Origin of the sequence: Bradyrhizobium yuanmingense (assembly GCF_029167105.1) — a bacterium.
Classification (GTDB): Bacteria; Pseudomonadota; Alphaproteobacteria; order Rhizobiales; family Xanthobacteraceae; genus Bradyrhizobium; species Bradyrhizobium yuanmingense_A.
The window spans coordinates 100,701-122,962 of sequence record NZ_JARFML010000009.1; the positions used below are offsets into that span (position 1 = coordinate 100,701).

Sequence of the window (22,262 nt, forward strand, 5' to 3'; positions counted from 1 at the left end):
TCCAACCCATCATATGGGCCATTATGCCCCGGGGCAACATCGCCCCGGGCGCAAGGCGCCATGCCGAAGGCGCTATGCTAAAGGTATTGGACCTTCAGCCCTGTACGGCCTTGGCGAAGTTCGCGAAAAACTCGTCGGCAAGCTTCTTGGCGGCACCGTTGATGAGGCGCTGGCCGAGCTGCGCCAACTTGCCGCCGATCTGCGCCTCGACGTCGTAGGAGAGCAGCGTGCCGCCGTCCTTCTCGGCGAGCTTGACGGCCGCGCCGCCCTTGGCGAATCCGGCCACCCCGCCCTCGCCCTCACCGGAGATCTTGTAGCCGTTCGGCGGGTCGAGATCGGACAGCGTGACCTTGCCCTTGAAGCGCGCCGACACCGGGCCGACCTTCATTTTCGCCGTCGCGCGGAAGCCGCCGTCGTCGGTCTTCTCCAGCTCCTCGCAGCCGGGGATGCAGGCCTTCAGCACCTCGGGATCGTTGAGCTTGGCCCACACGGCCTCGCGCGGCGCCGCAAGCTGGACTTCGCCGTTCATCGTCATGGCCATGAGGGTGCCTCCCGGATCGCGTAACTATAATGCTGATCAAGTAACGCAGCGAAGCGGCAAAGGAAAGACCGGCGCCCGGTCACGTGCAATGCATATTCGCAACTGCAAAATGACGTGTGCGGGCGGTGGGGGATTGGCACGGCCGGGCCATGATGATTAGGTCGCGCGCAACATGAGCACCTCCATCTCCCCCCTGCTCGCACCGATGCTGTCGAGCGCCGCCATGCGCGTGGTCTGCGACGATCGGTCGACCTTGCAGAACATGCTCGATTTCGAGGCAGCCCTGGCACGGGCCGAGGCGGCCAGCGCGGTGATTCCCGCATCCGCCGTCGGACCAATCGAGGCGGCGTGCAAGGCCGATGGCTTCGACATGGCCGCACTGGCCGAGGCCGCGACGCGGTCGGGCAATCTCGCGATTCCCCTGGTCAAGATGCTAACCGCCAATGTCGGCAAGAATGACGCGGAGGCCGCGCGCTACGTGCATTGGGGCGCGACCAGCCAGGACGTCATCGACACCGCGACCATGCTGATGCTGCGCGCCGGCATCGCGGCGCTGGATGCCGACCTCAGCCGCGCCGTCAAGGGCTTTGCCGCACTGGCGCGCAGCCATCGCAACACCGCGATGGTGGCGCGGACCTGGCTCCAGCATGCGCTGCCGATGCCGTTCGGGCTGAAGGCCGCCGAATACGCCTCGAGCCTTGGCCGCGCCCGCTGCCGCCTGCGGCGGCTCTCCCGCGAGGGCCTCGCGCTGCAATTCGGCGGCGCCGCCGGCACGCTCGCAGCCCTCGGCGACAAGGGGCTCGCGGTGGCCGAACGGCTGGCGCAGGAGCTCGCTCTGCCGCTGCCCGAGGCGCCCTGGCATACCCATCGCGACCGCATCGCCGAGGCCGCATCCTGCTTCGCCATTCTCGCCGGCAGCTGCGGCAAGATCGCGCGCGACGTCTCGCTGCTGATGCAGACCGACGTCGCCGAAGCATTCGAGCCAGCCGGCGAAGGCCGCGGCGGCTCCTCGACCATGCCGCACAAGCGCAACCCGGTCGCCGCCGCAAGCGCGCTGGGCGCTTCCACCATGGCCCCGCAGCTCGCCGCGACGATCTTCGCCGCCCAGGTGCAGGACCACGAGCGCAGTGCCGGTCCCTGGCACGCGGAATGGCCGACGCTGCCGCAGTTGATGCTGGTCACATCAGGCGCGCTGGCTTCCGTCGTCGACATCGCCGAGGGTCTCGAGGTCGATGCAGCGCGCATGCTCCGCAATCTCGATGCGACGCATGGCTTGATCATGGCCGAGGCCGTCACCTTCGCGCTCGCCGAAGCCATCGGCAAGAGCAACGCGCATCATCTCGTCGAGGCCGCGAGCAAGCGCGCCGTCGCCGAGAAGAAGCATCTGCGCGAGGTGCTGTCGGCCGATTCGCAAGTCACCGCGCACCTTACGGCGGAAAAAATTGCGGCATTGTTCGAGCCGATGGCCTATCAAGGGGCGTCACAGGCGCTGATCGACCGGCTGCTCGATTCTCTGGATCTCTCCTGATGTCATTGCCGGGCTTGACCCGGCAATCCATCATCTGGGAAAGATTCTTTTTCTAGACGGGTGCGCGGGAAGTTTAGGATAAGACGCGCTGAGCGCTATTGCCCGCGCATGACGAGGAACATGCCATGCCCATGATCGATGCCGACGGATGCCTCCTCAACGTCTCCGTCGAAGGCCGCGACGGCGGGCCGACCTTGATGCTGTCGAACTCGCTCGGCTGCACGCTGCAGATGTGGGAGCCGCAGATGAAGGCGCTGACGCAGGTGTTCCGCGTCATCCGCTACGATCGCCGCGGCCACGGCAAGTCGAACGTCCCGCCCGGCCCCTACACGATGGAGCGGTTCGGCCGCGACGTGCTCGCGATCCTCGACGACCTCAACATCGAGAAGGTGCATTGGTGCGGCCTGTCGATGGGCGGCATGGTCGGGCAATGGCTCGGCGCCAATGCGCCCGAACGGTTCGGCAAGCTGATCCTCGCCAACACGTCCTGCTACTACCCCGATCCAACCAACTGGCACAACCGCATCAAGGCGGTAAAGGAGGGCGGCATCGCCGCGGTCGCGGATGCCGTGATCGCGGGCTGGCTCACCCAGGATTTCCGCGAGCGCGAGCCTGCGATCACCGCGAAAATGAAGTCGATGCTGCTCGCCTCGCCTGTCGAGGGCTATCTCGCTTGTTGCGAGGCGCTGTCGACGCTCGACCAGCGCGCGCTGCTGCCGAAGATCAAGAGCCCGACGCTGGTGATCGCCGGCCGCCACGACGTGGCGACGCCGATCTCGGCGGCCGAATTGATTCGCTCCAGCATTCCCGGCGCCAGCATGACGATCATCGACGCCGCGCACATTTCGAACGTCGAGCAGCCGCATGCGTTCACCGATGCGGTGGTGGGATTTTTGACGCAGCGCTAGCAACAACCGTCATTGCGAGGAGCGTAGCGACGAAGCAATCCAGTCCGTCTCCGGGGACACATTTCTGAATTGCTTCGCTGCGCTCGCAATGACGAAGGAGGAAACAGAATGGACGACCAGAAGCGCCGCGATGCCGGCATGAATGTGCGCCGCAAGGTGCTGGGCAATGCCTGGGTCGACAAGTCGATCGCGAACCGCAATGCCTTCAACACCGACTTCCAGGACCTGATTACCCGCTACGCCTGGGGCGAGATCTGGACGCGGCCGCATTTCGACGAGCGTACGCGGCGGGTGCTGGTGATCGGCACCATGGTCGCGCTCGGGCAATGGGACGAATTCCGCCTGCACGTGCGTGCGGCACTGGCCGAGGGCGGCTTCACGCCCGACGACATCAAGGAGATCCTGCTGCAGCAGGCGATCTATTGCGGCGTGCCGGCGGCGAACCACGCCGTCAAGGAGGCGTCAGCGATTGTGCAGGAGCTCGGCCTGCTCAAGACCTAGAGGCTGAAGGTTCGGCGGCGCGGCGACCTCGGCCGTCTTCGGCGCAGCCGCCGGCTTCTCGATCACGAGCACGACGGCGGCACCGAGCAGCATCAGGAGCTCGGTGGCGTGCAGCCGAAGCGCGGCCAGCTCACCGACCTTCGAGGCCATCACCATGCTGGCAAAGGAGATCAGGCTGCCGATCGCGAGCGCAATACCGAGCGCCTCGTCGCTGCCGCCGCCCTTGCGGGTGCGGGGAATGCAGAGCAGCACGAGGTAGATCGCAAAGAACGCCACCACGGTCAGCCGTCCGAGCGCCAGCAGCCAGGCGGCACGCACCGTGTCCATGCCCGCCATCTGCAGATGGTCGCTGAGATACAGCGCCACCGCGACGCTCGGCCGCTCGTAGAGGCCGCGCACGGGCGCGACGATGATGCTGAAGGCTATGAGGCTCCAGACGGGAATGAAATAGGCCGCCAGCAGCGCGCCGTTGACCGAGCCGATCCGCCAATTCCTGAACATGCCGCTTCCCGCCTGGTTGCCGAGCCTTCGATGGAAGGCGGCGGCCATGCCGAGCTAACTCGCATCGGACTGTGGCGGCAATTTAAACCCTTTGTTTACCTTAACTGCCCTCTCGCGCGGCGTCATTCCGGGATGGTGCGCAGCACCAGACCCGGAATCTCGAAATTCTCAGATGCGCAAGGGCGCACCGGAGTTCGGCTCTTCGAGCCGCCCCGGAATGACTCTTCCGCAAAGCAGAGGCCCCGCCTTGCGGCGGGGCCTCGCCTACTCCTGGGCTCCCAAATTCGCTATTCCTGACCGCGCTCGCCGCCCTGCTGCTGGCCGGGACGATCGCCCTGACGCGGATCCTGCTGCTGCTGTCCGGGTTTCTGACCGCCACCCTGCTGCTGCCCGGGGCGCTGCTGGCCGGGGTTCTGGCTCTGCTGACCCGGATTCTGGTTCTGCTGCTTCGTCATTCGGGGAAACTCCCTTGTTGGACGTCAGAACCAAGGTAACGGCCGGCATCCACTTTGGTTGCCTCGGGAACCGGGTTCCTCGAAGACTGAGGGAACCCGCCGCCGAAATGATCTCTGTACAAGCCTTAAGGTGGAGACCGGGCCAGTTGCAGCCGCCAGTTCCCTCCTGTTACAAAACCCGACCGCTCAAGGGCTGCCGGGGCCCAAGAACTCTCTGCAAGAGCTCCCTTTGAGCCGCGTCAAGTTTGGGTACGGCAGCTTATGGATTATTTCGCCCAGCAGCTCATCAACGGCCTCGTGCTCGGCTCGATCTACGGCCTGATCGCGATCGGCTACACGATGGTCTACGGCATCGTCGGCATGATCAACTTCGCCCATGGCGACGTCTTCATGATCGGCGGCTTCATCGCCCTCATCACCTTCCTGATCCTGATCTCGCTCGGCCTCACGGCCATTCCCCTGATCCTGCTCGTGGTGCTGCTGGTGTCGATGGCGATCACGGCGCTCTATGGCTGGACCATCGAGCGCATCGCCTACCGGCCGCTGCGCCATTCCTTCCGCCTCGCCCCGATGCTGTCGGCCATCGGCATGTCGTTCGTGCTGACGAATTATTCGCAAGTGGCGCAAGGCGCCCGCGTCAAGCCGATCCCACCCTTCATCACCGGCGGCCACACGCTGCACGAGAGCCCGGACGGGTTCGTGATCCAGCTCTCCAACATCCAGATCATGGTGGTCATCACCACCATTGTGCTGCTGGCGATCTTCACCTGGCTGGTGTCGAGCACCCGGCTCGGGCGCGACATGCGCGCCTGCGAGCAGGATCAGACCATGGCGGCGCTGCTCGGCGTCAACGTCGACCGCACCATCTCCATGACCTTCGTGATCGGCGCCGCGCTCGCCGCCGTCGCAGGCCTGATGTACCTGCTCTATTACGGCCTGGTCGACTTCTTCATGGGCTTCGTCGCCGGGATCAAGGCCTTCACCGCCGCGGTGCTCGGCGGCATCGGCTCGCTGCCCGGCGCCATGCTCGGCGGGCTTGCGATCGGCCTGATCGAGACGTTCTGGTCGGCCTATTTCTCGGTCGAGTACAAGGACGTCGCGGCGTTCTCGATCCTGATCGTCGTGCTGATCTTCATGCCGACCGGCCTGCTCGGCCGTCCCGAAGTCGAAAAAGTCTGACGGACCGGCCGCGTGACAGCACCCTCGACCCACACGACCAAACCTGCAACGGGCATCGCCGCCCTTCTCAAGACCGCCGTCATCAACGCCCTCATCGCGCTGGTGCTGTTCTCGCTGATGGTGGGCATCCGCACCGAGGCGGGCTCCGACGGCCAGCTCACCTACTGGACGCGATTCGGCGAGCTCGCCTCCCTCGTCGCCGCGGTGTTCGGCGGCTCGATCGTGATCGAGCTGCTCAGGCAATGGATCGGCCCGGCCGGCACCGAGCGGCTGGTGCCGCCAGCGTTGCAGAAGGGCGTGTCGCTAGTCGGCCGCTACCTTGCGCCCGCGCTGCTGATCTTCACGCTGCTGGTGCCCGTGATCTTCTATAACCAGCGCTACATCCTCGACCTCGCCATTCTCGTGCTCACCTATGTGATGCTGGGCTGGGGCCTCAACGTCGTGGTCGGGCTCGCCGGCCTGCTCGATCTCGGCTACGTCGCGTTCTATGCCGTCGGCGCCTATTCCTACGCGCTGCTCGCCACCAATTTCGGCTGGTCGTTCTGGATCTGCCTGCCGCTCGCCGGCATCCTCGCCGCATTCTGGGGCGTGCTGCTCGGCTTTCCCGTACTGCGCCTGCGCGGCGACTACCTCGCCATCGTGACACTCGCCTTCGGCGAGATCATCCGCCTCGTCCTGATCAACTGGCAGGATCTGACCGGCGGACCGAACGGCGTATCCGGTATTCCGCGTCCCACCCTGTTCGGCATTCCGCTCGACAGGAGCGACGATGGGCTGGCCGCCAAGCTCGGCATCGAGTACTCGGCGACCCACCGTATCGTCTTCCTGTTCTATCTGATCCTGGCGCTGGCGCTGCTCACCAATTGGGCGACGATCCGCCTGCGCAGGCTGCCGATCGGGCGCGCCTGGGAAGCCTTGCGCGAGGACGAGGTCGCCTGCCGCGCGCTCGGCATCAACACCACGACGACCAAGCTCACGGCATTTGCGACCGGCGCCATGTTCGGCGGCTTCGCCGGTGCGTTCTTCGCCACCCGGCAGGGCTTCATCAGCCCGGAATCCTTCACCTTCCAGGAATCGGCGCTGGTGCTCGCCATCGTCGTGCTCGGCGGTATGGGCTCGCAGCTGGGCGTCGCGCTTGCCGCGCTGGCGATGATCGGCGGGTTCGAGCTGTTTCGCGGCCTCGAGACCTATCGTATGCTGGTGTTCGGCTGGGCCATGGTGCTGATCATGATCTGGCGGCCACGCGGCCTGGTCGGCCATCGCGCGCCGACCGTTTATCTGAAGAAGGCGCAGGCCATCTCCTCCGACCTCGTCAAGGAAGGACACGGATGAGCGGCGACAAGATCCTCAGCGTCGACCGGCTGACCATGCGCTTCGGCGGCATCGTCGCCGTGCAAGATCTCTCGTTCGCCGCCGAGCGGAAGAAGATCACCGCGCTGATCGGGCCGAACGGCGCCGGCAAGACCACGGTGTTCAACTGCATCACCGGCTTCTACAAGCCGACCGGCGGCGCCATCCGCCTCACCCACGATGACGGCAAGGAAATCGCGCTCCAGCGGCTCAACGACTTCCGTATCGCCAAGCAGGCCAAGGTCGCGCGCACGTTCCAGAATATCCGCCTGTTCCCCGGGATGACCGTGCTCGAAAACCTGATGGTGGCGCAGCACAACATGCTGATGCGCGCCTCGGGCTTCACCTTGCTCGGCCTCGTCGGCGCGCCCGCCTATCGCGACGCAGAAAAGCGCGCGATTGATCTCGCCTCCGACTGGCTGAAGCGGGTCAACCTGCTGGACCGCGCCGACGACGCGGCCGGCAATCTCGCCTATGGCGATCAGCGCCGCCTCGAGATCGCGCGCGCGATGTGCACCGTCCCCGCACTGCTGTGCCTCGACGAGCCAGCTGCCGGACTCAACGCGCGAGAGAGCGCCGCGTTGAACGAGCTCCTGCTTTCGATCCGCAACGACCTGGGAACGTCGATCCTCCTGATCGAGCATGACATGTCGGTGGTGATGGAGATCTCCGACCACATCGTGGTGATGGATCACGGCGTGAAGATCGCACAAGGCACGCCGCGCGAGGTGCGCGACGATCCCAAGGTGATCGCCGCCTATCTCGGCACCGACGAGGAAGAGGCCGTGGCCGTCATGGAGAGCGGATCGTGACGGCAGCGTCCCCCCTGCTCGCGATCCGGGGCCTGCGCGCGGCCTACGGCAAGATCGAGGCCTTGAAGGGCGTCGACGTCGACATCAATTCCGGCGAGATCGTGGCGCTGATCGGCGCCAACGGCGCCGGCAAGTCGACGCTGATGATGACCATCTTCGGCAAGCCGCGCGCCCGCGCCGGGCAGATCCTGTACGAGGGCAAGGACATCACGGCCGTCCCGACCCACGAGATCGCGCATTTGCGCATCGCGCAGTCGCCCGAAGGCCGCCGCATCTTCCCGCGCATGAGCGTCGCCGAGAACCTCCAGATGGGGGCCGACGTCACCGAGAGCACGCCGGCGGAACGGGAGAGCACTCTCGAGCGCGTGTTCGCCCTGTTTCCCCGCCTGAAGGAACGTTTCGCCCAGCGCGGCGGAACCCTGTCCGGCGGCGAGCAGCAGATGCTGGCAATCGGCCGCGCCTTGATGAGCCGCCCTCGCCTGCTCCTGCTCGATGAACCCTCGCTGGGGCTCGCCCCGCTCATCGCGCGGCAGATTTTCGACGCCATCCGCACACTGAACCGGCAGGACGGCCTGACCGTGCTGATCGTCGAGCAGAACGCCAACCATGCCCTCAAGCTCGCCCATCGCGGCTATGTCATGGTCAACGGCCTGATCACACTGGCCGGCAGCGGCGCCGAATTGCTGCAGCGCCCCGAAATCCGCGCCGCTTATCTGGAAGGCGGCCGGCACTGACCGGCCCCGCCCTGCGCGAGAATGCGGCTAGATATCTTGGCGTATGCCCGTATTTTGCCGGTGACTTCTCCTCGAATTCATTCAAGAATGGCGCCGGTTTGAACCGGGCATGCCCGGCAACTTCCACAGGCGACCACCCGCGAGGTATCTCATGAAATCACTGAAGCTCATCGGTCTGGCATTCGGCGCATCGCTCGCGCTATCGAGCGCGGCATTCGCGCAGGATGTCACCGTCGCAGTCGCAGGCCCGATGACCGGCGGCGAGTCCGCCTTCGGCCGCCAAATGAAGAACGGCGCCGAGATGGCCGTCGCCGACATCAACGCCGCCGGTGGCGTCAACGGCAAGAAGCTCGCGCTCAACGCCGAGGACGACGCCTGCGATCCGAAACAAGCCCGCTCGATCGCGGAAAAGATCGCCGGCGCCAAGATCCCGTTCGTCGCCGGCCATTTCTGCTCGTCGTCTTCGATCCCGGCCTCTGAAGCCTATGCGGACGGCAACGTCCTGCAAATCACCCCGGCTTCGACCAACCCGCTCTTCACCGAGCGCAAGCTGTGGAACGTGGCGCGAGTCTGCGGCCGCGACGACCAGCAGGGCCTGATCGCCGCGCAGTACATCGCCAAGAACTACAAGGGCAAGAACATCGCGATCCTCAACGACAAGACGACTTACGGCAAGGGTCTTGCCGACGAGACCAAGAAGGCGCTCAACAAGGCCGGCATCACCGAGAAGATGTACGAGTCCTACAACAAGGGCGACAAGGACTTCAACGCGATCGTCTCGCGCCTGAAGAAGGACAATGTCGAGCTCGTCTATGTCGGCGGTTACCATCAGGAAGCCGGCCTCATCCTCCGCCAGATGCGCGATCAGGGCATGAAGACGGTGCTGATGTCGGGCGACGCGCTCGCGGACAAGGAGTACGCCTCCATCACCGGTCCCGCCGGCGAAGGCACGCTGTTCACCTTCGGTCCCGACCCGCGCAACAAGCCGACCGCGAAGAAGATCGTCGAGGCGTTCAAGGCCAAGGGCATCGATCCGGAAGGCTACACGCTCTATACCTACGCTGCGCTGCAGGTCTGGACGCAGGCGGTCAAGAAGGCCGGCACCACCGACGCCAAGAAGGTCATGGAGACCATCAAGGCCGGCAAGTGGGACACGGTGCTCGGCCCGATCGAAATTGACGCCAAGGGCGACCTCAAGCAGATCGACTATGTCGTCTACAAGTGGGACGCCAAGGGCAATTACGCCGAGCTCGGCGCCAAGGGCTCTTGATCCAGAATGCTCTTCGGGGATCCCGATCAGCGATCCCCCGAAGTCTCTCGCCATCGCCACCACGCCCCGGCTTGCCGGGGCGTTCTTTTGCCGGTCAGACCGCGGCCGAAATCTCGCCGCCGGCCGCGGCCTGGGCCCTCCGCAGGGCCTGCAGCAGATCGTTCGGCCGAAACGGCTTTTGCAGGCCGACCACGTTGGCGAGGTGGGGCGATTGGTCCATGAAATCGAGTGCCGTCATCCCCGATACCGCAATCACCGGCAGCGCCGGCGCGCGTTCGCGCAAGGCGGTGATGACGTCGACGCCGCTGGTATCACCGAGGAAGATGTCCACAATCGCCGCGTCAAAGCGGCTTTCCGTAAAGGCCTTCAGCCCCGCCGCGCCGGTTTCGGCCTCCACGACCTCGAAATGGTTGACCCGAAGCACGATCGCCACCATCGCACGGACGTCCTTCTGGTCGTCGATAATGAGAACGCGGGGCATGCTCCCGACCTCGAAATCAAAATCGCCTGTTTCAAGCCTGGAACCGGCCGCAGCGGCAGGGCATTATGACACCGTCCAGTAAAGCGCCCCTTACCAATCCCTGTTCCGTGCTCTCACCGAAATTAGGTAAGCTGTAACCCTCGGTTGAGTCGTAAACCGGTTCCGTTGACCACCTGCGCCCAGAACCCGCTACGATGAACGGACTGCCGGCGAATGAGACTAGCGGAGATGCTCAAGCCCACCGACTCGCGCGAAATGGACGTGCCTGCGCCGATCGACCGAAGCACATTTCTGTCGACCCTGCCGGCCACCTCGACCGACCGCACTGCAGCATTGACGATTGTCGGTGTGTCCTCGCTCCTGTTCGCCGCAGCCGTGCCCTTCGCCGGTATCCCGCTGCTGCCGGTGCCAGCCTTCGTCGCCAGCTATCAATCCGCGCTGGCCGTGAGCGACATCGTCACGGCGGTGCTGTTGCTGTCGCAATTTGCGATCCTGCGCACCCGCGCGCTGCTGTGGCTCGCGGGCGGCTATCTCTTCACTGCCGCGGCGGCGCTGGTTCATGCCCTCACCTTCCCAGGGCTGTTCACCCCGACCGGCCTCCTGGGCGCGGGCCGGCAGACCACGGTGTGGCTCTACATGATCTGGCACGCCGGCTTTCCGCTCTGCGTGATGGCATATGCCTGGCTGAAGGAAAAGGACGGTGGGCCCCGGATCCGCGGCGCGGCAAGCAACGCGATTTATGCCTGCGGGCTCGGCGTCGTCGCCGCGATGGCGGTCTTCGCCTGGATCGTCACCGCGCAGCACGATCTGTTGCCGGTCCTGTTGAGCGAGGGCCGGTACACGGCGACCATGATCGGCGTCGTGTCCTTCGTGTGGTCGCTGAGCTTTGCCGCACTGGTCTCGCTCTGGTTCCGCAGGCCGCATACGGTGATCGACATCTGGCTCATGGTGGTCATGTGCGCCTGGCTGTTCGACATCGCGCTGTCGGCGATCGTCAACGTCGCGCGCTTCGATCTCGGATTCTATGCCGGCCGGCTCTACGGCCTCGCCGCGGCGACCTTCGTGCTCGCGGTGCTTCTGATCGAGAATGTCCGCCTCCAGGTGCATACAGCGGGCCTCGTCGGAAGGCTGCGGCAGCAATCGGCCTCGGAACGCGACTATTTCGGCAAGCGCCTCGCGCTGTACGGCGCCGTGGTCGAATCCTCCAATGACGCGATCATCACCAAGTCGCTCGACGGCATCATCACCGGCTGGAACAAGGCCGCCGAAAATCTGTTCGGCTACTCCGCCGCCGAGGCCGTCGGCAAGCCCATCGACATCATCGTGCCGCCGGATCGCAAGGGCGAGATCAGAAGCACCCTCAACCAGATCGCCAGCAACGAGTCGATCGCCCAGCACGAGACGGTCCGCATCCGCAAAGACGGCCGCCCGCTCGACGTCGTCCTGAACATCTCACCGCTGCGGACCGACGATGGAGAGATCATCGGCGCTTCCAAGATCGCCCACGACATCACCGAAGAAAAGCAGGCCAGAGAGAAGCTGCGCCGCGAGACCGAGGAACGCCAGCGCATCTTCGAGACATCGCAGGACCTGATCCTAGTCACCGACGGCTATGGCAATTTCATCCAGGTCAGCCCGAGCGTGCGGAACATTCTCGGCTACGGCCCCGAGGACATGGTCGGGCACAGCGCGATCGAGTTCATCCATCCGGACGATCTCGAGAAGACGCGGAGCGAGATGCGCGCGGCCCGTCGCGGCGCGGTCAAGCGCAGCTTCGAGGCGCGCTACTACCATTACGACGGTCACGAGGTCACGCTGAACTGGATGGGCACGTGGTCGGAGCCGGTGAAACGCCACTTCTTCATCGGCCGCGACCTCACCGACAAGCAGGCGGCCGAAGCCCAGCTCAGGCAGGTCCAGAAAATGGACTCGATCGGCCAATTGACCGGCGGCGTCGCCCACGACTTCAACAACGTGCTGACCGTGATCACGGGCACGATCGGCATTCTGAGCGATGCGGTCGCCGACCGGCCCGAGCTTGCCGCGATCACCAAGCTGATCGACGACGCCGCCGAGCGCGGCGCGCAGCTGACCAAGCACCTGCTGGCCTTCGCCCGCAAGCAACCGCTGCAGCCGCGCGAGATCGACGTCAACGCACTGGCGCTCGAAGCCGCCAAGCTCTTGCATCCGACGCTCGGCGAGCAGATCACCATCATGCCGCAGCTCACCGAGGATGCCTGGCCGACGCTGGTCGACCCGGGCCAGCTCTCCACCGCGATCCTCAATCTCGCGCTGAACGCGCGCGACGCCATGCCCGAGGGCGGCACCCTGGTGCTGGAGACCCGCAACATCTTCCTCGACGACGGCTATGCCAGCATGAACCCCGACGTCGTCGCCGGCAATTACGTGATGATCGCGGTCAGCGACACCGGCACCGGAATTCCTGCCGAGCTGATCGACCGGGTGTTCGATCCCTTCTTCACGACCAAGGAGGTCGGCAAGGGCACTGGCCTCGGCCTCAGCATGGTGTTCGGCTTCGTCAAGCAGTCGGGCGGGCACATCAAGATCTACAGCGAGGAAGGCCACGGCACGAGCGTGAAGATCTATCTGCCGCGCTCGACCGGGGTGCAGGAGACCGAGTTCGAATCGCTCCAGAATGCGCCAATCACCGGCGGTAGCGAGAAGATCCTGATCGTCGAGGACGATGCCTTGGTGCGGCAGTATGTCGTGACGCAGGTCAAGAGCCTCGGCTATACCGCGCTCGAGGCCGCCAACGGCGCCGAAGCGCTCAATATCATCGACAGCGACGAGACCATCGACCTGCTATTCACCGACATCATCATGCCCGGCAACATGAACGGCCGCCAGCTGGCGGACGAAGCGCACAAGCGCCGCCCCGACCTGAAGACGCTGTTCACCTCGGGCTACACCGAGAACGCCATCGTCCATCACGGCCGGCTCGATTCCGGCGTGCTGCTGCTGGCCAAGCCCTACCGCAAGTCCGAGCTCGCCAAGATGCTGAGGACCGCGCTCGCCGGTTGAGCCTGCGGCATTGCTGCGCTATCGCAGATCGTGAATTCTCACCACGAGGCCGCCTTGAAGAATCTTCTCACCGATATCGCCGGCATCCGGGTCGGCCACGCCGAAGATCCGAAAGTCGGTTCCGGCGCGACCGCGATCATCTTCGATTCTCCTGCGATCGCCGCGATCGACGTGCGCGGCGGCGGCCCCGGCACGCGCGAGGATGCCCTGCTCGATCTCGCCAACACGGTCGAGCGGGTCGACGCCATCGCGCTGTCGGGCGGCTCGGCCTTCGGCCTCGACACCGGCGGCGGCGTGCAGGCCTGGCTCGCCGAGCAGGGCCGCGGCCACCGGGTTCGCGAAGCGCTGATCCCGATCGTGCCGGGGGCGATCCTGTTCGACCTGCTCAATGGCGGCGACAAGGCCTGGGGACGCTTCTCGCCCTATCGCGACCTCGGCTATGCCGCGGCGACCGTCGCCACCAACGCGGATTTCGCGCTTGGCAGCGCCGGCGCCGGCTTCGGCGCCACCACCGCGACGTTCAAGGGCGGGCTCGGCTCGGCATCGGCCGTGACGCCGAGCGGAATCAAGGTCGCGGCGATCGTCGCCGTCAACGCGGTGGGCAGCGTCACCGTCGGCAATGGTCCGTGGTTCTGGGCGGCGCCATTCGAGGTGGACGACGAATTCGGTGGACGCGGCCTGCCGGACAAGTTCACCGAGGACATGCTCCGCATGCGCATCAAGGGCGGTCCTGCCGCGAGCGCGCGCGAGAACACCACCATCGGCGCCGTCGTGACCAACGCGGTGCTGACCAAGCCCCAGGCCAAGCGGCTGGCGATGATCGCGCATACCGGCTTCGCCCGCGCGATCTATCCGGTGCACGCGCCGACCGACGGCGACGTGCTGTTCGCCGCCGCTACGTGCGAAAAGCCGATCGAGCCGCTGGTTGGCCTCACCGAGCTCGGCACGATCGCCGCGAACGTGGTCGCCCGCGCGATCGCTCGCGGCGTCTACAGTGCGACGGCCTTGCCGTTTCCGGGCGCGCAGGCTGCCTGGATGGACCGGTTCGGCTAGAGCATGATCCGGAAAAGTGTGTAGCGGTTTTCCGAAAAGATCATGCTCAAACAATAACCTAAAACGCGATGATGATTCATCCTGATCGCATCGCGCTTTAGACGAGAAACGAAACGGCTCCCAAAGCGTTACCCGGCGGACAAGGTGCGCGGCCATGCCCTCTTCCGTGATCCGCTTCTTTCGCTATTCGCCAGAGAAACGCGAGCTGAAGGTGACGTTCGTCAGCGGGCGCCTCTATGTTTATGCGAATGTTCCGCCCGAGGTCGCTGCCGCGTTCGGGGATTCGCGCTCAAAGGGTACGTTCTTCAATCGCGAGATCCGCGACCGCTATGCCTGTCGTGACGTCACGCACGAACTTGCCGGGTAACTTCGGGATGCGCTCACACGCTGATCGACATCGATGAAGTTGCTGATCCCGCGCTGGCCTGCGCCTGGCGCTGCATCATCTGCCCGAACCAATCATAAGGTGAATTGCCGCCGCCTTTCGCATTCGACGAGCTGGAGGCGCCCGGCACCGTGGTCGACATCTTGAAGCCGTCGGCATAGGTGACGGTGGTGGTGGTCGAGCCGTCGGCGTTGGTCGTCGTGGTCGACGTCGAGCCGCGGCTGGATTGCGACGAGGAATCCGAGCCATCGCCCGCGCCTTCCGCGTGATGACGGCCGCCCCTCAACGCCTTCGTCATCTCGCCGAGATTGACGCTGCCGTCCGCATTCGCGTCCATCTTCGAGAACACGTCGTCGGCCTGGGCGAGGTTAGTGCCGCCTGCGCCGAGCGCGTCCTCGAACTCGGACTTGGTGATCTTGCCGTCGCCGTCCCCGTCGATCTGCGAGAACAGATCCTTCAGCGCAGCCTCGCGGCCCTTCGACGTCGAGGATGTCGAGCTCGATGAGGATGTGCCGTCGGCGGACTGGCTCTGCGCCGCGAACAGCGCGTTCATCGTCTCCGCCGAGATCTGCGGATATTTGCCTGCATTGACCGACGAGGTCGCGCCGGTCGTGCTGTTGCTGCCGCTGTCGATCGCGAACGGATTGGTCGGCGCGCTCTGCGAGGGGCCCGTCTTGTGCGCCGCCGACGACGATTTCGCGTTCGTCAGCGACTGGATCGCGTCGAGCGCGCTCGATACCGCACCAAGGGCTAACAACATTGCACAACTCCAACGGGATGCGGCATGCCGCGACCAATGTTCTGCGGCTGAAGTCAGCAAGCGCCATGCCATCGTGAAAAGCTCAACGAAATCCGCATCCGTCGGGTCGTGCAGGCCGCGGGAACATCGGCAATTCATGCCGCCGGCGGCAGAAATTTCCGCCCACAGGAAGCCCGCCCCTCCTGCATTGCCCGCCACAAGAGCCCATGTTAGGCGAGGCCATTCGTCGTCCGTCCGCCCCGGGAAAACGCGCCATGACCCAAGCTTTCGTCCCCCGCCCCCTGGCCATCGCGCCCTCGATCCTGGCCTCGGACTTCTCGAAGCTCGGCGAGGAGGTGCGCAGCGTCGACGCCGCCGGCGCCGACTGGATCCATCTCGACGTGATGGACGGGCACTTCGTTCCGAACATCTCCTACGGTCCTGACGTCATCAGGGCGATGCGCCCGCACACCAAGAAGATCTTCGACGCGCATCTGATGATCTCGCCCTGCGATCCCTATCTGGAGGCCTTCGCGAAGGCCGGCTGCGACCACATCACCGTGCACGCGGAGGCAGGTCCCCATTTGCACCGCTCGCTCCAGGCCATCCGCGCGCTCGGCAAGAAGGCCGGCGTCTCGCTCAATCCGGCGACGCCGATCAGCGCGCTCGAATACGTTCTCGACCTCGTCGACCTCGTGCTGGTGATGTCGGTCAATCCCGGCTTCGGCGGCCAGGCGTTCATCCCCTCCGCGATCGGCAAGATCCGGGACATCCGCGCGATGGTTGCGGGCCGCCCGATCGACATCGAGGTCGACGGCGGCGTCGGCCCCGATGTTGCGGGCGCACTCGCCGCAGCCGGCGCCAACGCTTTCGTCGCCGGCACGTCGGTGTTCAAGGGCGGCACGCAGGACGCTTACAAGGCCAACATCGCCGCGATCCGCAACGCGGCACTTGGGGCGCGCGGCGAGGCGATCTGAGACCATCGCTATCCGAACCGGAGCTGCGGCCGCCGCGACCAAGTGGAATGGATGAACTCCGCGCCACTCCGTTTTCTGCCGGCCTGCTTCGCCTTCTCGCCGAGTCCCTTCAGGACGGCGAGCAAGTGGTCTGGCAGGGGCAGCCCGACGGCATCGCCCGCGCGGCAATGTGGCGATTTCTCTGGTGGATCGGATGTCCCTGGTTGTTGCTGACCGTCATCGCCGCCAGGAACGATTGGATCGACCAAGCGACCCAACCTCTGGCGATGCTTGGAGTTGGGATGATTGCAGCTCCGTTCGTGATGCTGCTGCAAGACCTGCAGACGCTTTATGTCATCACCGACCGCCGCGCGCTGATCGTGCGCACGGCCTGGAGCAGACGCAGCGTGACCGCTACTTCGTTCGACGCCATGGATGAAGTGTTCGAAATCCTCGACATCGGCGGCGGCGTCGGCCACCTCAACTTTGCGTCAGGGCGCTCGACCCGTTCGCCCGATACCGACTACACCGGGCGCTATGGGTTTCGCTGTGTTCGAGACGCAAGGCGCATCCGGGATATCCTCGATCATGCGCGCACTGGCAAATTACGTCGGTCGCAGGCGGGAAGAACTGCGGCTTCTGCGGGTTCTGCGACACGCAAAGCTTAAAATTGTAGCCTTGGTCCGTACTCATCCGGACTTCCCTGATTCGCGCAAATCACTGCAAGTGATTCCTGCCTGTTTTCGCGGGAGCACATCATGACGACGACCCTGGTTTGGACTGGCGTGGCGTTGTGGATTGGTTTCAGTGCGTTTGTGGTGTTCGGTCCCTCGGCCGGACCGGTCGAGGCCCCGGCACGTTCGGCCCGCAACATCCGTCGCGACCGCCACAGGGGCTGACGTCCATGCAGATCGCCCTCGTGAAGCGCCAGCCGAAGCGCAGGTGCCGTATTCCACGGCGCCCGCATCCGAGCCTCGATTATTTCTTCGGCCGCCTCGAGCGCGCCGATGGCACGCTGGACGACAATGCCGGGCTCGACAATTCGGACCTCGACCGTTCGCTTGGCTCGCCGCGCCGACACTGAGACCTCTTTTCCGGACCGCCCATGAAACCGCATTGCCCGAACTGCCTGAAGGAAATGACGAAGGCGTCCGCGTCGCGTAACCTGTTCAATTGCGAGCCCTGCCGCGAGATCATCCAGTATTTCGGCGGCGGCGCGGACCACGGCGAGCCGGGCCCGCAATTCTCCTGGCCGATCCGCCGCAAGCGCGCCACGACCATCCACGCGGCCTGATCCAGCCCGTAAATCGCCCCGCCGGCCTAACCTTCGCCGGCCTCCGGCCCGCCGCCGTCCCCAGCCATCCGCGGCGGCCGCACCACGGTGACGGTGCAGCTCGCCTCCGAGGCCACCTTGGCCGACACGCTGCCAAGCAGGGTGCGGCGGAACGAGCTCTGCCGCGCGCCGATGATGACGTGGTCGACCTGATTGGCCTCGGCAAATTCCAGGATCGCGGCTGCGGGATCGACCGCCTCCAGCACATGAGCCGACAGCCGGCTCTCATCCAGCTTGAGCGGCGTTGCCCAATGCCTGAGCGCGACCAGGCGATCGATATGCTTGTTGGAGCCCTGCTCGTCCAATGTCCGGTCGATCGCGATCCGGTTCAGCTTGAGCACGTTGACGCAGGCAAGCCGCGCCGAGGGCAAGGTGGCGAGGATGCGCTCGGTGGTCACGCGCAGCGCCTCGTTCAGCTCCGGAGCGCCCTCCGCCGTGTCGAGCGCAACGGCGAGGATCGGGCTCGACGCGATCTGGGCTGCGACATCGGATTTCGCGCGCGGCGCCATAGCGCCCTGGTTGAAGCGCCGGCGCCAGACGATGCCGAGGGAATCACGTTTCACCCGCTCCGAGCGCGCGGTGAGCTTGACCTGGTCCGGATAAGCGAGATCGAAGGCGAGCTGGGACGCGGTCGGATAGCGCCACACCGGCTCGATCTCCAGACAGCGCAACACCACCTCCTGAAGCCAGGGCGGATAATCCGCACGAAGCTTCCGCGGCGGATGCGGATCACGCCATAGCCGGCGCCGCATCGCCCGCAACGTCTCGCCTTCGCCGAACGGCCGCTCGCCGGTGGTGAAGAAGTAGAGCAGCACGCCGAGCGAAAACAGATCGCTGCGCGGATCGTCGCGCACCCCGAGCAGCCGCTCGGGTGCCATATAGGGCGCGGTGCCGTAAGGCAGGCGGAATTCCTCCTGCAACAGGTCCGGCAGGTGGTTGTGATGCGACAGGCCGTAGTCGATCAGCACCGCCTCGCCGCTCTCACGGAACATGATGCTGCTCGGCTTGATATCGTGGTGGATCACGTTCTGCCGGTGCAGATCCGCAAGCGCCGTTGCGATCCTGGCGACGAGCTGCCGCGCCTCGTCATAGGGCAGCGGCAGGTCGGGGAGCCGCTTGTACAGCGTGGCACCCGGAATGCGCTCGATCACGACATAGGCTTGGCGGGCGAAATCACCCGTGCCGAAGCAGGCCGGCACGTGCGGCCCCGCCAGCCGCGGCAGGATCATCATCTCCATCTCGAAGGAAACGATCGCGGCGGGGTCCTCGCCCTCCGATACCCGCGGGATCTTCATCAGCAAGGGCACGTCGATATCGGGATGGGTGACGGTCCACAGCGTCGCCATGCCGCCAGCATGAACGCATTCGCCGATCGTAAAACCGTCGATCTCCGCGCCTGATTTGATCAGAGGTTTGGGCATCGGCCTCTAGCGCCCCTGCGAAAGCCGGTCGGCCAGCCAGGACGGCAGCCCGTTGTCGCGGATCCTGCCAGCTGCGGTCGCGATGTCATAGGGCGCGCGGCAATAGGTGATCTGGCACGACTCGGTGTCGAACAGTGCGAAGGCCGCCGACGGATCGCCGTCGCGGGGCTGGCCGACCGAGCCGAGCACGGCGAGCCATTGCCGTCCGCGCAGCAGCTGCACGGGGACGTCGGTCTTCGGCACGAAGCTCGTCATCTTCGCCGTCACCGACATCGAATAGAGCGCCGGCCTGTGGATGTGGCCGCAGAAGGTGACGTGGGCCTGGGTCGCGATCAGGCTCTTGGCGGCGTCCACGGTCGAGCGGACATAGTGCCAGCGCTGGGGATGCGAGGCTTCGGCATGCACGAACAGGCGGCCATCGTCCTCCACCTGCATCGGCAATTCGGCCAGGAAACGCCGCTGCGCGGTGTCGAGGCGGCCGCGGGTCCATTCGATCGCGATCTGCGCCTCGGCGTTCATCGTCTCGGCCGTGGAATTGATCGCCTGGTCATGATTGCCGCGCACTGCGACGGCGCCCTGCGCGACCAGCTCCATCGCGGTGTCCACCACCCATTCCGGATCGGCGCCATAGCCGACGAAGTCGCCGAGCAGGACGAAGCCCTCCGCGCCCTTCGCACGCGCGATCTTCAGGCAGGCCTCGAACGCCTGCCTGTTGCCATGGATATCCGAGAAGACAGCGAGAAGCACGCACCCTCCACCCTCAGATTCTTATTGGAAGCCGATAAGGCCAAATTGAGGGAGGTCAACAGGATGCGCCAGCACTGGGCCGTTTGCCAGCGCTGCTCTGCGGTGATGGTGAAGGGCCTATTGCTCGTCCTTCGGCGGCATCCGGGGCGGCGGAATCGGGGTGAACACCGCGCCTTCCGCGCCGGCCGGCGGGGCATTGAACTCGCCGGTCGAGGAATCGCCGCCGCTGGTCTCCAGGATGGTCTTCGGCGTCACATATTCCCGAACCAGGTCGATCAGGCTGCCGTCGCCGCCGCCGAAATCCGCCGCGCGCCCTCCTTGCGGATGTCCGGCCGCGATCTCGTTCTCGGCGGCGTGGGTCTTGTCGGCCAGCCGGTCATTGTACGGCACACGAAATGCGCGCGGGATGCCGCTCGGGCGATTGTCCTCGTCCAGCGCCTCGACCCAGAGATAGATCGAGCCGGGATCGCCCTCAAGCGAATGCGGCTCGACGATGCGGGCCTTCAGGAGCTTGAACGTGGTCGGCAGCCGGTCCGTGCTGGCCCAACCGAGCAGGCCGCGCATTTCCGTGAAGCTGACGATGTAGAAGGTGCTGGTCACGACCACGGCGACCGCCTTCAGCGACCAGTGCAGTCGCGCATAGACCAGAACGACCAGCAGCAGCGCGCCGATGACTGCATACGCGACCGACAGCGTCAGGATGACCGTTTGCAGGCTAGTCACGGCGGACCCTCGTAGCGTTCCTGCTCACGCCGGTCCTGGGATCGAGATCGCCGCCGTTGCGCCAGCTGCTGCGGAACGTCTCCAGCAGCGATTTCGGCCGCTGATCGACATCGACGACCTTGCCTTCCGCATCGATCCGGAATCGGACCGCGGTCTTCTCGTCGCCGGTGTGGTCGAGCGTGAACTTGTTGTCGAAGATCACCTGCGCGGTCGGATTGAGCTTCTGCACCTTCACACTGGCGGTCACAGGCTCGCCGGTGGTGGCGACGAAATGCGAGACGTTCACGACGTACTCGCCGGCGAGGATGCCACGCACGGTGACGATCTCCTCGCGGATCGGCGAGGCGATCTTCTTGCCGTTGACGATGATGAAATTGTTGGCCCCGCCGCGGTCGTCGCGGTCGAGCGTGAGGAAGCCGGCCTCGCGGTGGCGATACCAGGCGATGTTGCCGGCGGGATCCTGCACGAACAGGTCGAGGTCGTCGGGGTGGTTGTCCGGCCAGTCCAGCGTGATCATGAACTCCGCCTTGGAATCGATCTTGCCGTCCTTGGCGTCGGGGGAGACCGCCAGCAGCGCCAGGAAGAACAGGAAGGCGATCACCTGGAGCGCCTTGAACAGCATCACGCCCAGCGGGTCGAACGGCTCCTCGCGCGGATAGAGACCGAAATCATCCATCATGACGGCGTTCCAGAACCCTTGCGCTCCAGCACCGGCGTCACATAGGTCTCGGTCAGCACCACCGCGTCCGAGAACACCCGCTGGGTCGCGGCGTCGAGCATGTAGTACTGGATGCGGATCAGGATCGAGCCGACAAGGCCGGCCAGCGTCGTGTACATCGCGATCGCCATGCCGTCGCTCATCAAGCCCATCGAAGAGCGCATCGCGACCTTGTCGGCGGCGTCCAGCCCCGCGATCGGCGCCAGCATGATGATGAAGCCGATGATGGTGCCGAGCAGACCTAGCTTCATCAGCGTATCGGAGACGAAGGCCCCGAAGCCATTGGAGCCGCGCAAGCGATCGGCGAGATTACGTAGCAGCAGCGTCTGGTCGACCGGCCGGTAGTCCTGCGCCGCGGCTTTCGTCACCAGGCTCTGGATATGGTCGCGCACCAATCCGCGCGGCAGCACCGCCGCGCTCGCATCCAGCGCCTTGCTGCCGTCCGGTGCCGCCAGCACGGCGCGGCAGCGCCGCGCCGCGGCCCCTTCCCGCGCGATCGCCCGGGTCCGCAGGAAGCAGTGGCCGCAGGTGAGGACGTAGAGCGCCGCGATCACCGCTGAAATGTAGGTGCGGTCCGAGGTCAGCATCAGATGAATCAGGCCGAAGCGCCACAGCAGCACGACGGCGAAGATCGACAGCCCGGTGAAGATCATCCAGAACAGCAGCGCGCTGCGCTCGGATGGATCGGCAGCCTGGCTCGCAATTGGTCCAATCGTTATCGAACTCATGCTGCACCGCTCCTGGCTTGCAGGCACCGGCCTGCAACGTGTCCTCACCGATTAGATCAAAGCCGCCGTTTCAGGTCCAAAGACCCATGCCCAATCCGGCTTGGGAAATTTGCCCGAGCTGCAATCCCTGGCGTTCCCTGCGATTGGCAAGGCACGG

26 protein-coding genes are annotated in these 22,262 nt (G+C 65.3%); 16 read left to right on the forward strand and 10 right to left on the reverse strand.

Translation table 11 applies throughout. The annotated features are described in order from the left end of the window. Positions 1-94: 94 nt before the first annotated feature. Positions 95-541 carry an SRPBCC family protein gene (locus P0R31_RS13910; RefSeq protein WP_036012850.1) on the reverse strand — a complete coding sequence of 149 codons (447 nt, stop codon included), beginning with the start codon at positions 539-541 and terminating at the stop codon, positions 95-97. Positions 542-713: 172 nt separating this feature from the next. Here P0R31_RS13910 and P0R31_RS13915 point away from each other — a divergent pair, with 172 nt between their 5' ends. The 3 genes from P0R31_RS13915 (at position 714) to P0R31_RS13925 (ending at position 3,478) form a co-directional block, all read left to right on the forward strand. Next, on the forward strand, positions 714-2,069 hold the full coding sequence (locus P0R31_RS13915) for a 3-carboxy-cis,cis-muconate cycloisomerase (RefSeq protein ID WP_275514560.1): 1,356 nt from the start codon (positions 714-716) through the stop codon (positions 2,067-2,069). A gap of 125 nt (positions 2,070-2,194) precedes the next feature. After that, positions 2,195-2,977, forward strand: coding sequence for a 3-oxoadipate enol-lactonase (gene pcaD, locus P0R31_RS13920; protein WP_225124767.1), 783 nt, complete (start codon positions 2,195-2,197; stop codon positions 2,975-2,977). Positions 2,978-3,085: 108 nt separating this feature from the next. Then, on the forward strand, positions 3,086-3,478 hold the full coding sequence (locus tag P0R31_RS13925; protein ID WP_024340834.1) for a carboxymuconolactone decarboxylase family protein: 393 nt from the start codon (positions 3,086-3,088) through the stop codon (positions 3,476-3,478). On the opposite strand, the gene P0R31_RS13930 is transcribed toward P0R31_RS13925, so the two are convergent. After that, entirely contained in the window at positions 3,440-3,979 is a 540-nt protein-coding gene (locus tag P0R31_RS13930) for a hypothetical protein (RefSeq protein ID WP_275514691.1), read from the reverse strand. The two genes, P0R31_RS13925 and P0R31_RS13930, sit on opposite strands and share 39 nt — an antisense overlap. A gap of 287 nt (positions 3,980-4,266) precedes the next feature. Further along, positions 4,267-4,434, reverse strand: a complete 168-nt coding sequence (locus P0R31_RS13935; RefSeq protein WP_275514561.1) for a hypothetical protein — start codon at positions 4,432-4,434, stop codon at positions 4,267-4,269. 261 nt (positions 4,435-4,695) lie between these two features. Between P0R31_RS13935 and P0R31_RS13940 the strand changes: the two genes are divergently transcribed. The 5 genes from P0R31_RS13940 (at position 4,696) to P0R31_RS13960 (ending at position 9,779) form a co-directional block, all read left to right on the forward strand. Continuing rightward, positions 4,696-5,613, forward strand: a complete 918-nt coding sequence (locus P0R31_RS13940; protein ID WP_036043577.1) for an ABC transporter permease subunit — start codon at positions 4,696-4,698, stop codon at positions 5,611-5,613. 12 nt (positions 5,614-5,625) lie between these two features. Next, on the forward strand, positions 5,626-6,945 hold the full coding sequence (gene livM, locus P0R31_RS13945; RefSeq protein WP_275514562.1) for a high-affinity branched-chain amino acid ABC transporter permease LivM: 1,320 nt from the start codon (positions 5,626-5,628) through the stop codon (positions 6,943-6,945). After that, a complete protein-coding gene (locus tag P0R31_RS13950; protein WP_275514563.1) occupies positions 6,942-7,775 on the forward strand; it encodes an ABC transporter ATP-binding protein in 834 nt (277 codons plus the stop codon). The genes livM and P0R31_RS13950 overlap by 4 nt, the downstream gene beginning before the upstream one ends. Continuing rightward, positions 7,772-8,509, forward strand: a complete 738-nt coding sequence (locus P0R31_RS13955; RefSeq protein ID WP_025037253.1) for an ABC transporter ATP-binding protein — start codon at positions 7,772-7,774, stop codon at positions 8,507-8,509. The genes P0R31_RS13950 and P0R31_RS13955 overlap by 4 nt, the downstream gene beginning before the upstream one ends. Positions 8,510-8,660: 151 nt before the next feature. Further along, positions 8,661-9,779: a branched-chain amino acid ABC transporter substrate-binding protein gene (locus P0R31_RS13960; protein WP_036012868.1), complete on the forward strand. Its 1,119-nt coding sequence runs from the start codon at positions 8,661-8,663 to the stop codon at positions 9,777-9,779. A gap of 94 nt (positions 9,780-9,873) precedes the next feature. On the opposite strand, the gene P0R31_RS13965 is transcribed toward P0R31_RS13960, so the two are convergent. Then, positions 9,874-10,260 (reverse strand): response regulator, encoded by a 387-nt coding sequence (locus P0R31_RS13965; protein WP_275514564.1) that lies wholly within the window; start codon positions 10,258-10,260, stop codon positions 9,874-9,876. 228 nt (positions 10,261-10,488) lie between these two features. Between P0R31_RS13965 and P0R31_RS13970 the strand changes: the two genes are divergently transcribed. The 3 genes from P0R31_RS13970 to P0R31_RS13980 all read left to right on the forward strand — a co-directional run bounded on the left by P0R31_RS13970 (position 10,489) and on the right by P0R31_RS13980 (position 14,722). Next, positions 10,489-13,302, forward strand: coding sequence for a PAS domain S-box protein (locus P0R31_RS13970; RefSeq protein WP_275514565.1), 2,814 nt, complete (start codon positions 10,489-10,491; stop codon positions 13,300-13,302). A 54-nt stretch (positions 13,303-13,356) separates the two neighbouring features. Beyond that, complete coding sequence (locus P0R31_RS13975) at positions 13,357-14,355, forward strand: P1 family peptidase (protein ID WP_275514566.1); 999 nt, start codon at positions 13,357-13,359, stop codon at positions 14,353-14,355. 154 nt (positions 14,356-14,509) lie between these two features. Beyond that, positions 14,510-14,722 (forward strand): KTSC domain-containing protein, encoded by a 213-nt coding sequence (locus P0R31_RS13980; RefSeq protein ID WP_275514567.1) that lies wholly within the window; start codon positions 14,510-14,512, stop codon positions 14,720-14,722. A gap of 13 nt (positions 14,723-14,735) precedes the next feature. Here P0R31_RS13980 and P0R31_RS13985 read toward each other — a convergent pair whose 3' ends face one another. After that, on the reverse strand, positions 14,736-15,500 hold the full coding sequence (locus tag P0R31_RS13985) for an EF-hand domain-containing protein (protein WP_275514568.1): 765 nt from the start codon (positions 15,498-15,500) through the stop codon (positions 14,736-14,738). Positions 15,501-15,754: 254 nt separating this feature from the next. Here P0R31_RS13985 and rpe point away from each other — a divergent pair, with 254 nt between their 5' ends. The 5 genes from rpe (at position 15,755) to P0R31_RS14010 (ending at position 17,729) form a co-directional block, all read left to right on the forward strand. After that, the gene (gene rpe, locus P0R31_RS13990; protein WP_275514569.1) at positions 15,755-16,456 is read left to right on the forward strand and encodes a ribulose-phosphate 3-epimerase; all 702 of its coding nucleotides are present in this window, start codon (positions 15,755-15,757) and stop codon (positions 16,454-16,456) included. 47 nt (positions 16,457-16,503) lie between these two features. Further along, on the forward strand, positions 16,504-17,103 hold the full coding sequence (locus P0R31_RS13995) for a hypothetical protein (RefSeq protein ID WP_275514570.1): 600 nt from the start codon (positions 16,504-16,506) through the stop codon (positions 17,101-17,103). 90 nt (positions 17,104-17,193) lie between these two features. Beyond that, entirely contained in the window at positions 17,194-17,334 is a 141-nt protein-coding gene (locus tag P0R31_RS14000) for a hypothetical protein (protein ID WP_275514571.1), read from the forward strand. A gap of 5 nt (positions 17,335-17,339) precedes the next feature. Beyond that, positions 17,340-17,519 carry a hypothetical protein gene (locus P0R31_RS14005; RefSeq protein WP_275514572.1) on the forward strand — a complete coding sequence of 60 codons (180 nt, stop codon included), beginning with the start codon at positions 17,340-17,342 and terminating at the stop codon, positions 17,517-17,519. A gap of 21 nt (positions 17,520-17,540) precedes the next feature. Then, entirely contained in the window at positions 17,541-17,729 is a 189-nt protein-coding gene (locus tag P0R31_RS14010; protein WP_275514573.1) for a hypothetical protein, read from the forward strand. 26 nt (positions 17,730-17,755) lie between these two features. Here the strand turns inward: P0R31_RS14010 and P0R31_RS14015 are convergent, their stop codons facing one another. From P0R31_RS14015 to P0R31_RS14035, 5 genes are all read right to left on the reverse strand, one after another. Then, on the reverse strand, positions 17,756-19,189 hold the full coding sequence (locus tag P0R31_RS14015; protein WP_275514574.1) for a serine/threonine protein kinase: 1,434 nt from the start codon (positions 19,187-19,189) through the stop codon (positions 17,756-17,758). 6 nt (positions 19,190-19,195) lie between these two features. Then, complete coding sequence (locus P0R31_RS14020) at positions 19,196-19,936, reverse strand: metallophosphoesterase family protein (protein WP_275514575.1); 741 nt, start codon at positions 19,934-19,936, stop codon at positions 19,196-19,198. A 117-nt stretch (positions 19,937-20,053) separates the two neighbouring features. Further along, a complete protein-coding gene (locus P0R31_RS14025) occupies positions 20,054-20,659 on the reverse strand; it encodes a hypothetical protein (protein ID WP_275514576.1) in 606 nt (201 codons plus the stop codon). Further along, the gene (locus tag P0R31_RS14030) at positions 20,652-21,338 is read right to left on the reverse strand and encodes a hypothetical protein (RefSeq protein WP_275514577.1); all 687 of its coding nucleotides are present in this window, start codon (positions 21,336-21,338) and stop codon (positions 20,652-20,654) included. Before P0R31_RS14030 ends, P0R31_RS14025 begins: the two co-directional genes overlap by 8 nt. Next, the gene (locus P0R31_RS14035) at positions 21,335-22,105 is read right to left on the reverse strand and encodes a MotA/TolQ/ExbB proton channel family protein (protein WP_275514578.1); all 771 of its coding nucleotides are present in this window, start codon (positions 22,103-22,105) and stop codon (positions 21,335-21,337) included. Before P0R31_RS14035 ends, P0R31_RS14030 begins: the two co-directional genes overlap by 4 nt. Between the last annotated feature and the right edge of the window lie 157 nt (positions 22,106-22,262).

What these genes read in the sequence shown, in the direction of transcription:
- P0R31_RS13910 (WP_036012850.1), bottom strand. Translation starts at nt 541, where the DNA reads ATGGCCATGACGATGAACGGCGAAGTCCAGCTTGCGGCGCCGCGCGAG.
- P0R31_RS13915 (WP_275514560.1), top strand. Translation starts at nt 714, where the DNA reads ATGAGCACCTCCATCTCCCCCCTGCTCGCACCGATGCTGTCGAGCGCC.
- pcaD (WP_225124767.1), top strand. Translation starts at nt 2,195, where the DNA reads ATGCCCATGATCGATGCCGACGGATGCCTCCTCAACGTCTCCGTCGAA.
- P0R31_RS13925 (WP_024340834.1), top strand. Translation starts at nt 3,086, where the DNA reads ATGGACGACCAGAAGCGCCGCGATGCCGGCATGAATGTGCGCCGCAAG.
- P0R31_RS13930 (WP_275514691.1), bottom strand. Translation starts at nt 3,979, where the DNA reads ATGTTCAGGAATTGGCGGATCGGCTCGGTCAACGGCGCGCTGCTGGCG.
- P0R31_RS13935 (WP_275514561.1), bottom strand. Translation starts at nt 4,434, where the DNA reads ATGACGAAGCAGCAGAACCAGAATCCGGGTCAGCAGAGCCAGAACCCC.
- P0R31_RS13940 (WP_036043577.1), top strand. Translation starts at nt 4,696, where the DNA reads ATGGATTATTTCGCCCAGCAGCTCATCAACGGCCTCGTGCTCGGCTCG.
- P0R31_RS13950 (WP_275514563.1), top strand. Translation starts at nt 6,942, where the DNA reads ATGAGCGGCGACAAGATCCTCAGCGTCGACCGGCTGACCATGCGCTTC.
- P0R31_RS13960 (WP_036012868.1), top strand. Translation starts at nt 8,661, where the DNA reads ATGAAATCACTGAAGCTCATCGGTCTGGCATTCGGCGCATCGCTCGCG.
- P0R31_RS13965 (WP_275514564.1), bottom strand. Translation starts at nt 10,260, where the DNA reads ATGCCCCGCGTTCTCATTATCGACGACCAGAAGGACGTCCGTGCGATG.
- P0R31_RS13970 (WP_275514565.1), top strand. Translation starts at nt 10,489, where the DNA reads ATGCTCAAGCCCACCGACTCGCGCGAAATGGACGTGCCTGCGCCGATC.
- P0R31_RS13980 (WP_275514567.1), top strand. Translation starts at nt 14,510, where the DNA reads ATGCCCTCTTCCGTGATCCGCTTCTTTCGCTATTCGCCAGAGAAACGC.
- P0R31_RS13985 (WP_275514568.1), bottom strand. Translation starts at nt 15,500, where the DNA reads ATGTTGTTAGCCCTTGGTGCGGTATCGAGCGCGCTCGACGCGATCCAG.
- rpe (WP_275514569.1), top strand. Translation starts at nt 15,755, where the DNA reads ATGACCCAAGCTTTCGTCCCCCGCCCCCTGGCCATCGCGCCCTCGATC.
- P0R31_RS13995 (WP_275514570.1), top strand. Translation starts at nt 16,504, where the DNA reads ATGGATGAACTCCGCGCCACTCCGTTTTCTGCCGGCCTGCTTCGCCTT.
- P0R31_RS14000 (WP_275514571.1), top strand. Translation starts at nt 17,194, where the DNA reads ATGACGACGACCCTGGTTTGGACTGGCGTGGCGTTGTGGATTGGTTTC.
- P0R31_RS14005 (WP_275514572.1), top strand. Translation starts at nt 17,340, where the DNA reads ATGCAGATCGCCCTCGTGAAGCGCCAGCCGAAGCGCAGGTGCCGTATT.
- P0R31_RS14010 (WP_275514573.1), top strand. Translation starts at nt 17,541, where the DNA reads ATGAAACCGCATTGCCCGAACTGCCTGAAGGAAATGACGAAGGCGTCC.
- P0R31_RS14015 (WP_275514574.1), bottom strand. Translation starts at nt 19,189, where the DNA reads ATGCCCAAACCTCTGATCAAATCAGGCGCGGAGATCGACGGTTTTACG.
- P0R31_RS14030 (WP_275514577.1), bottom strand. Translation starts at nt 21,338, where the DNA reads ATGATGGATGATTTCGGTCTCTATCCGCGCGAGGAGCCGTTCGACCCG.
- P0R31_RS14035 (WP_275514578.1), bottom strand. Translation starts at nt 22,105, where the DNA reads ATGAGTTCGATAACGATTGGACCAATTGCGAGCCAGGCTGCCGATCCA.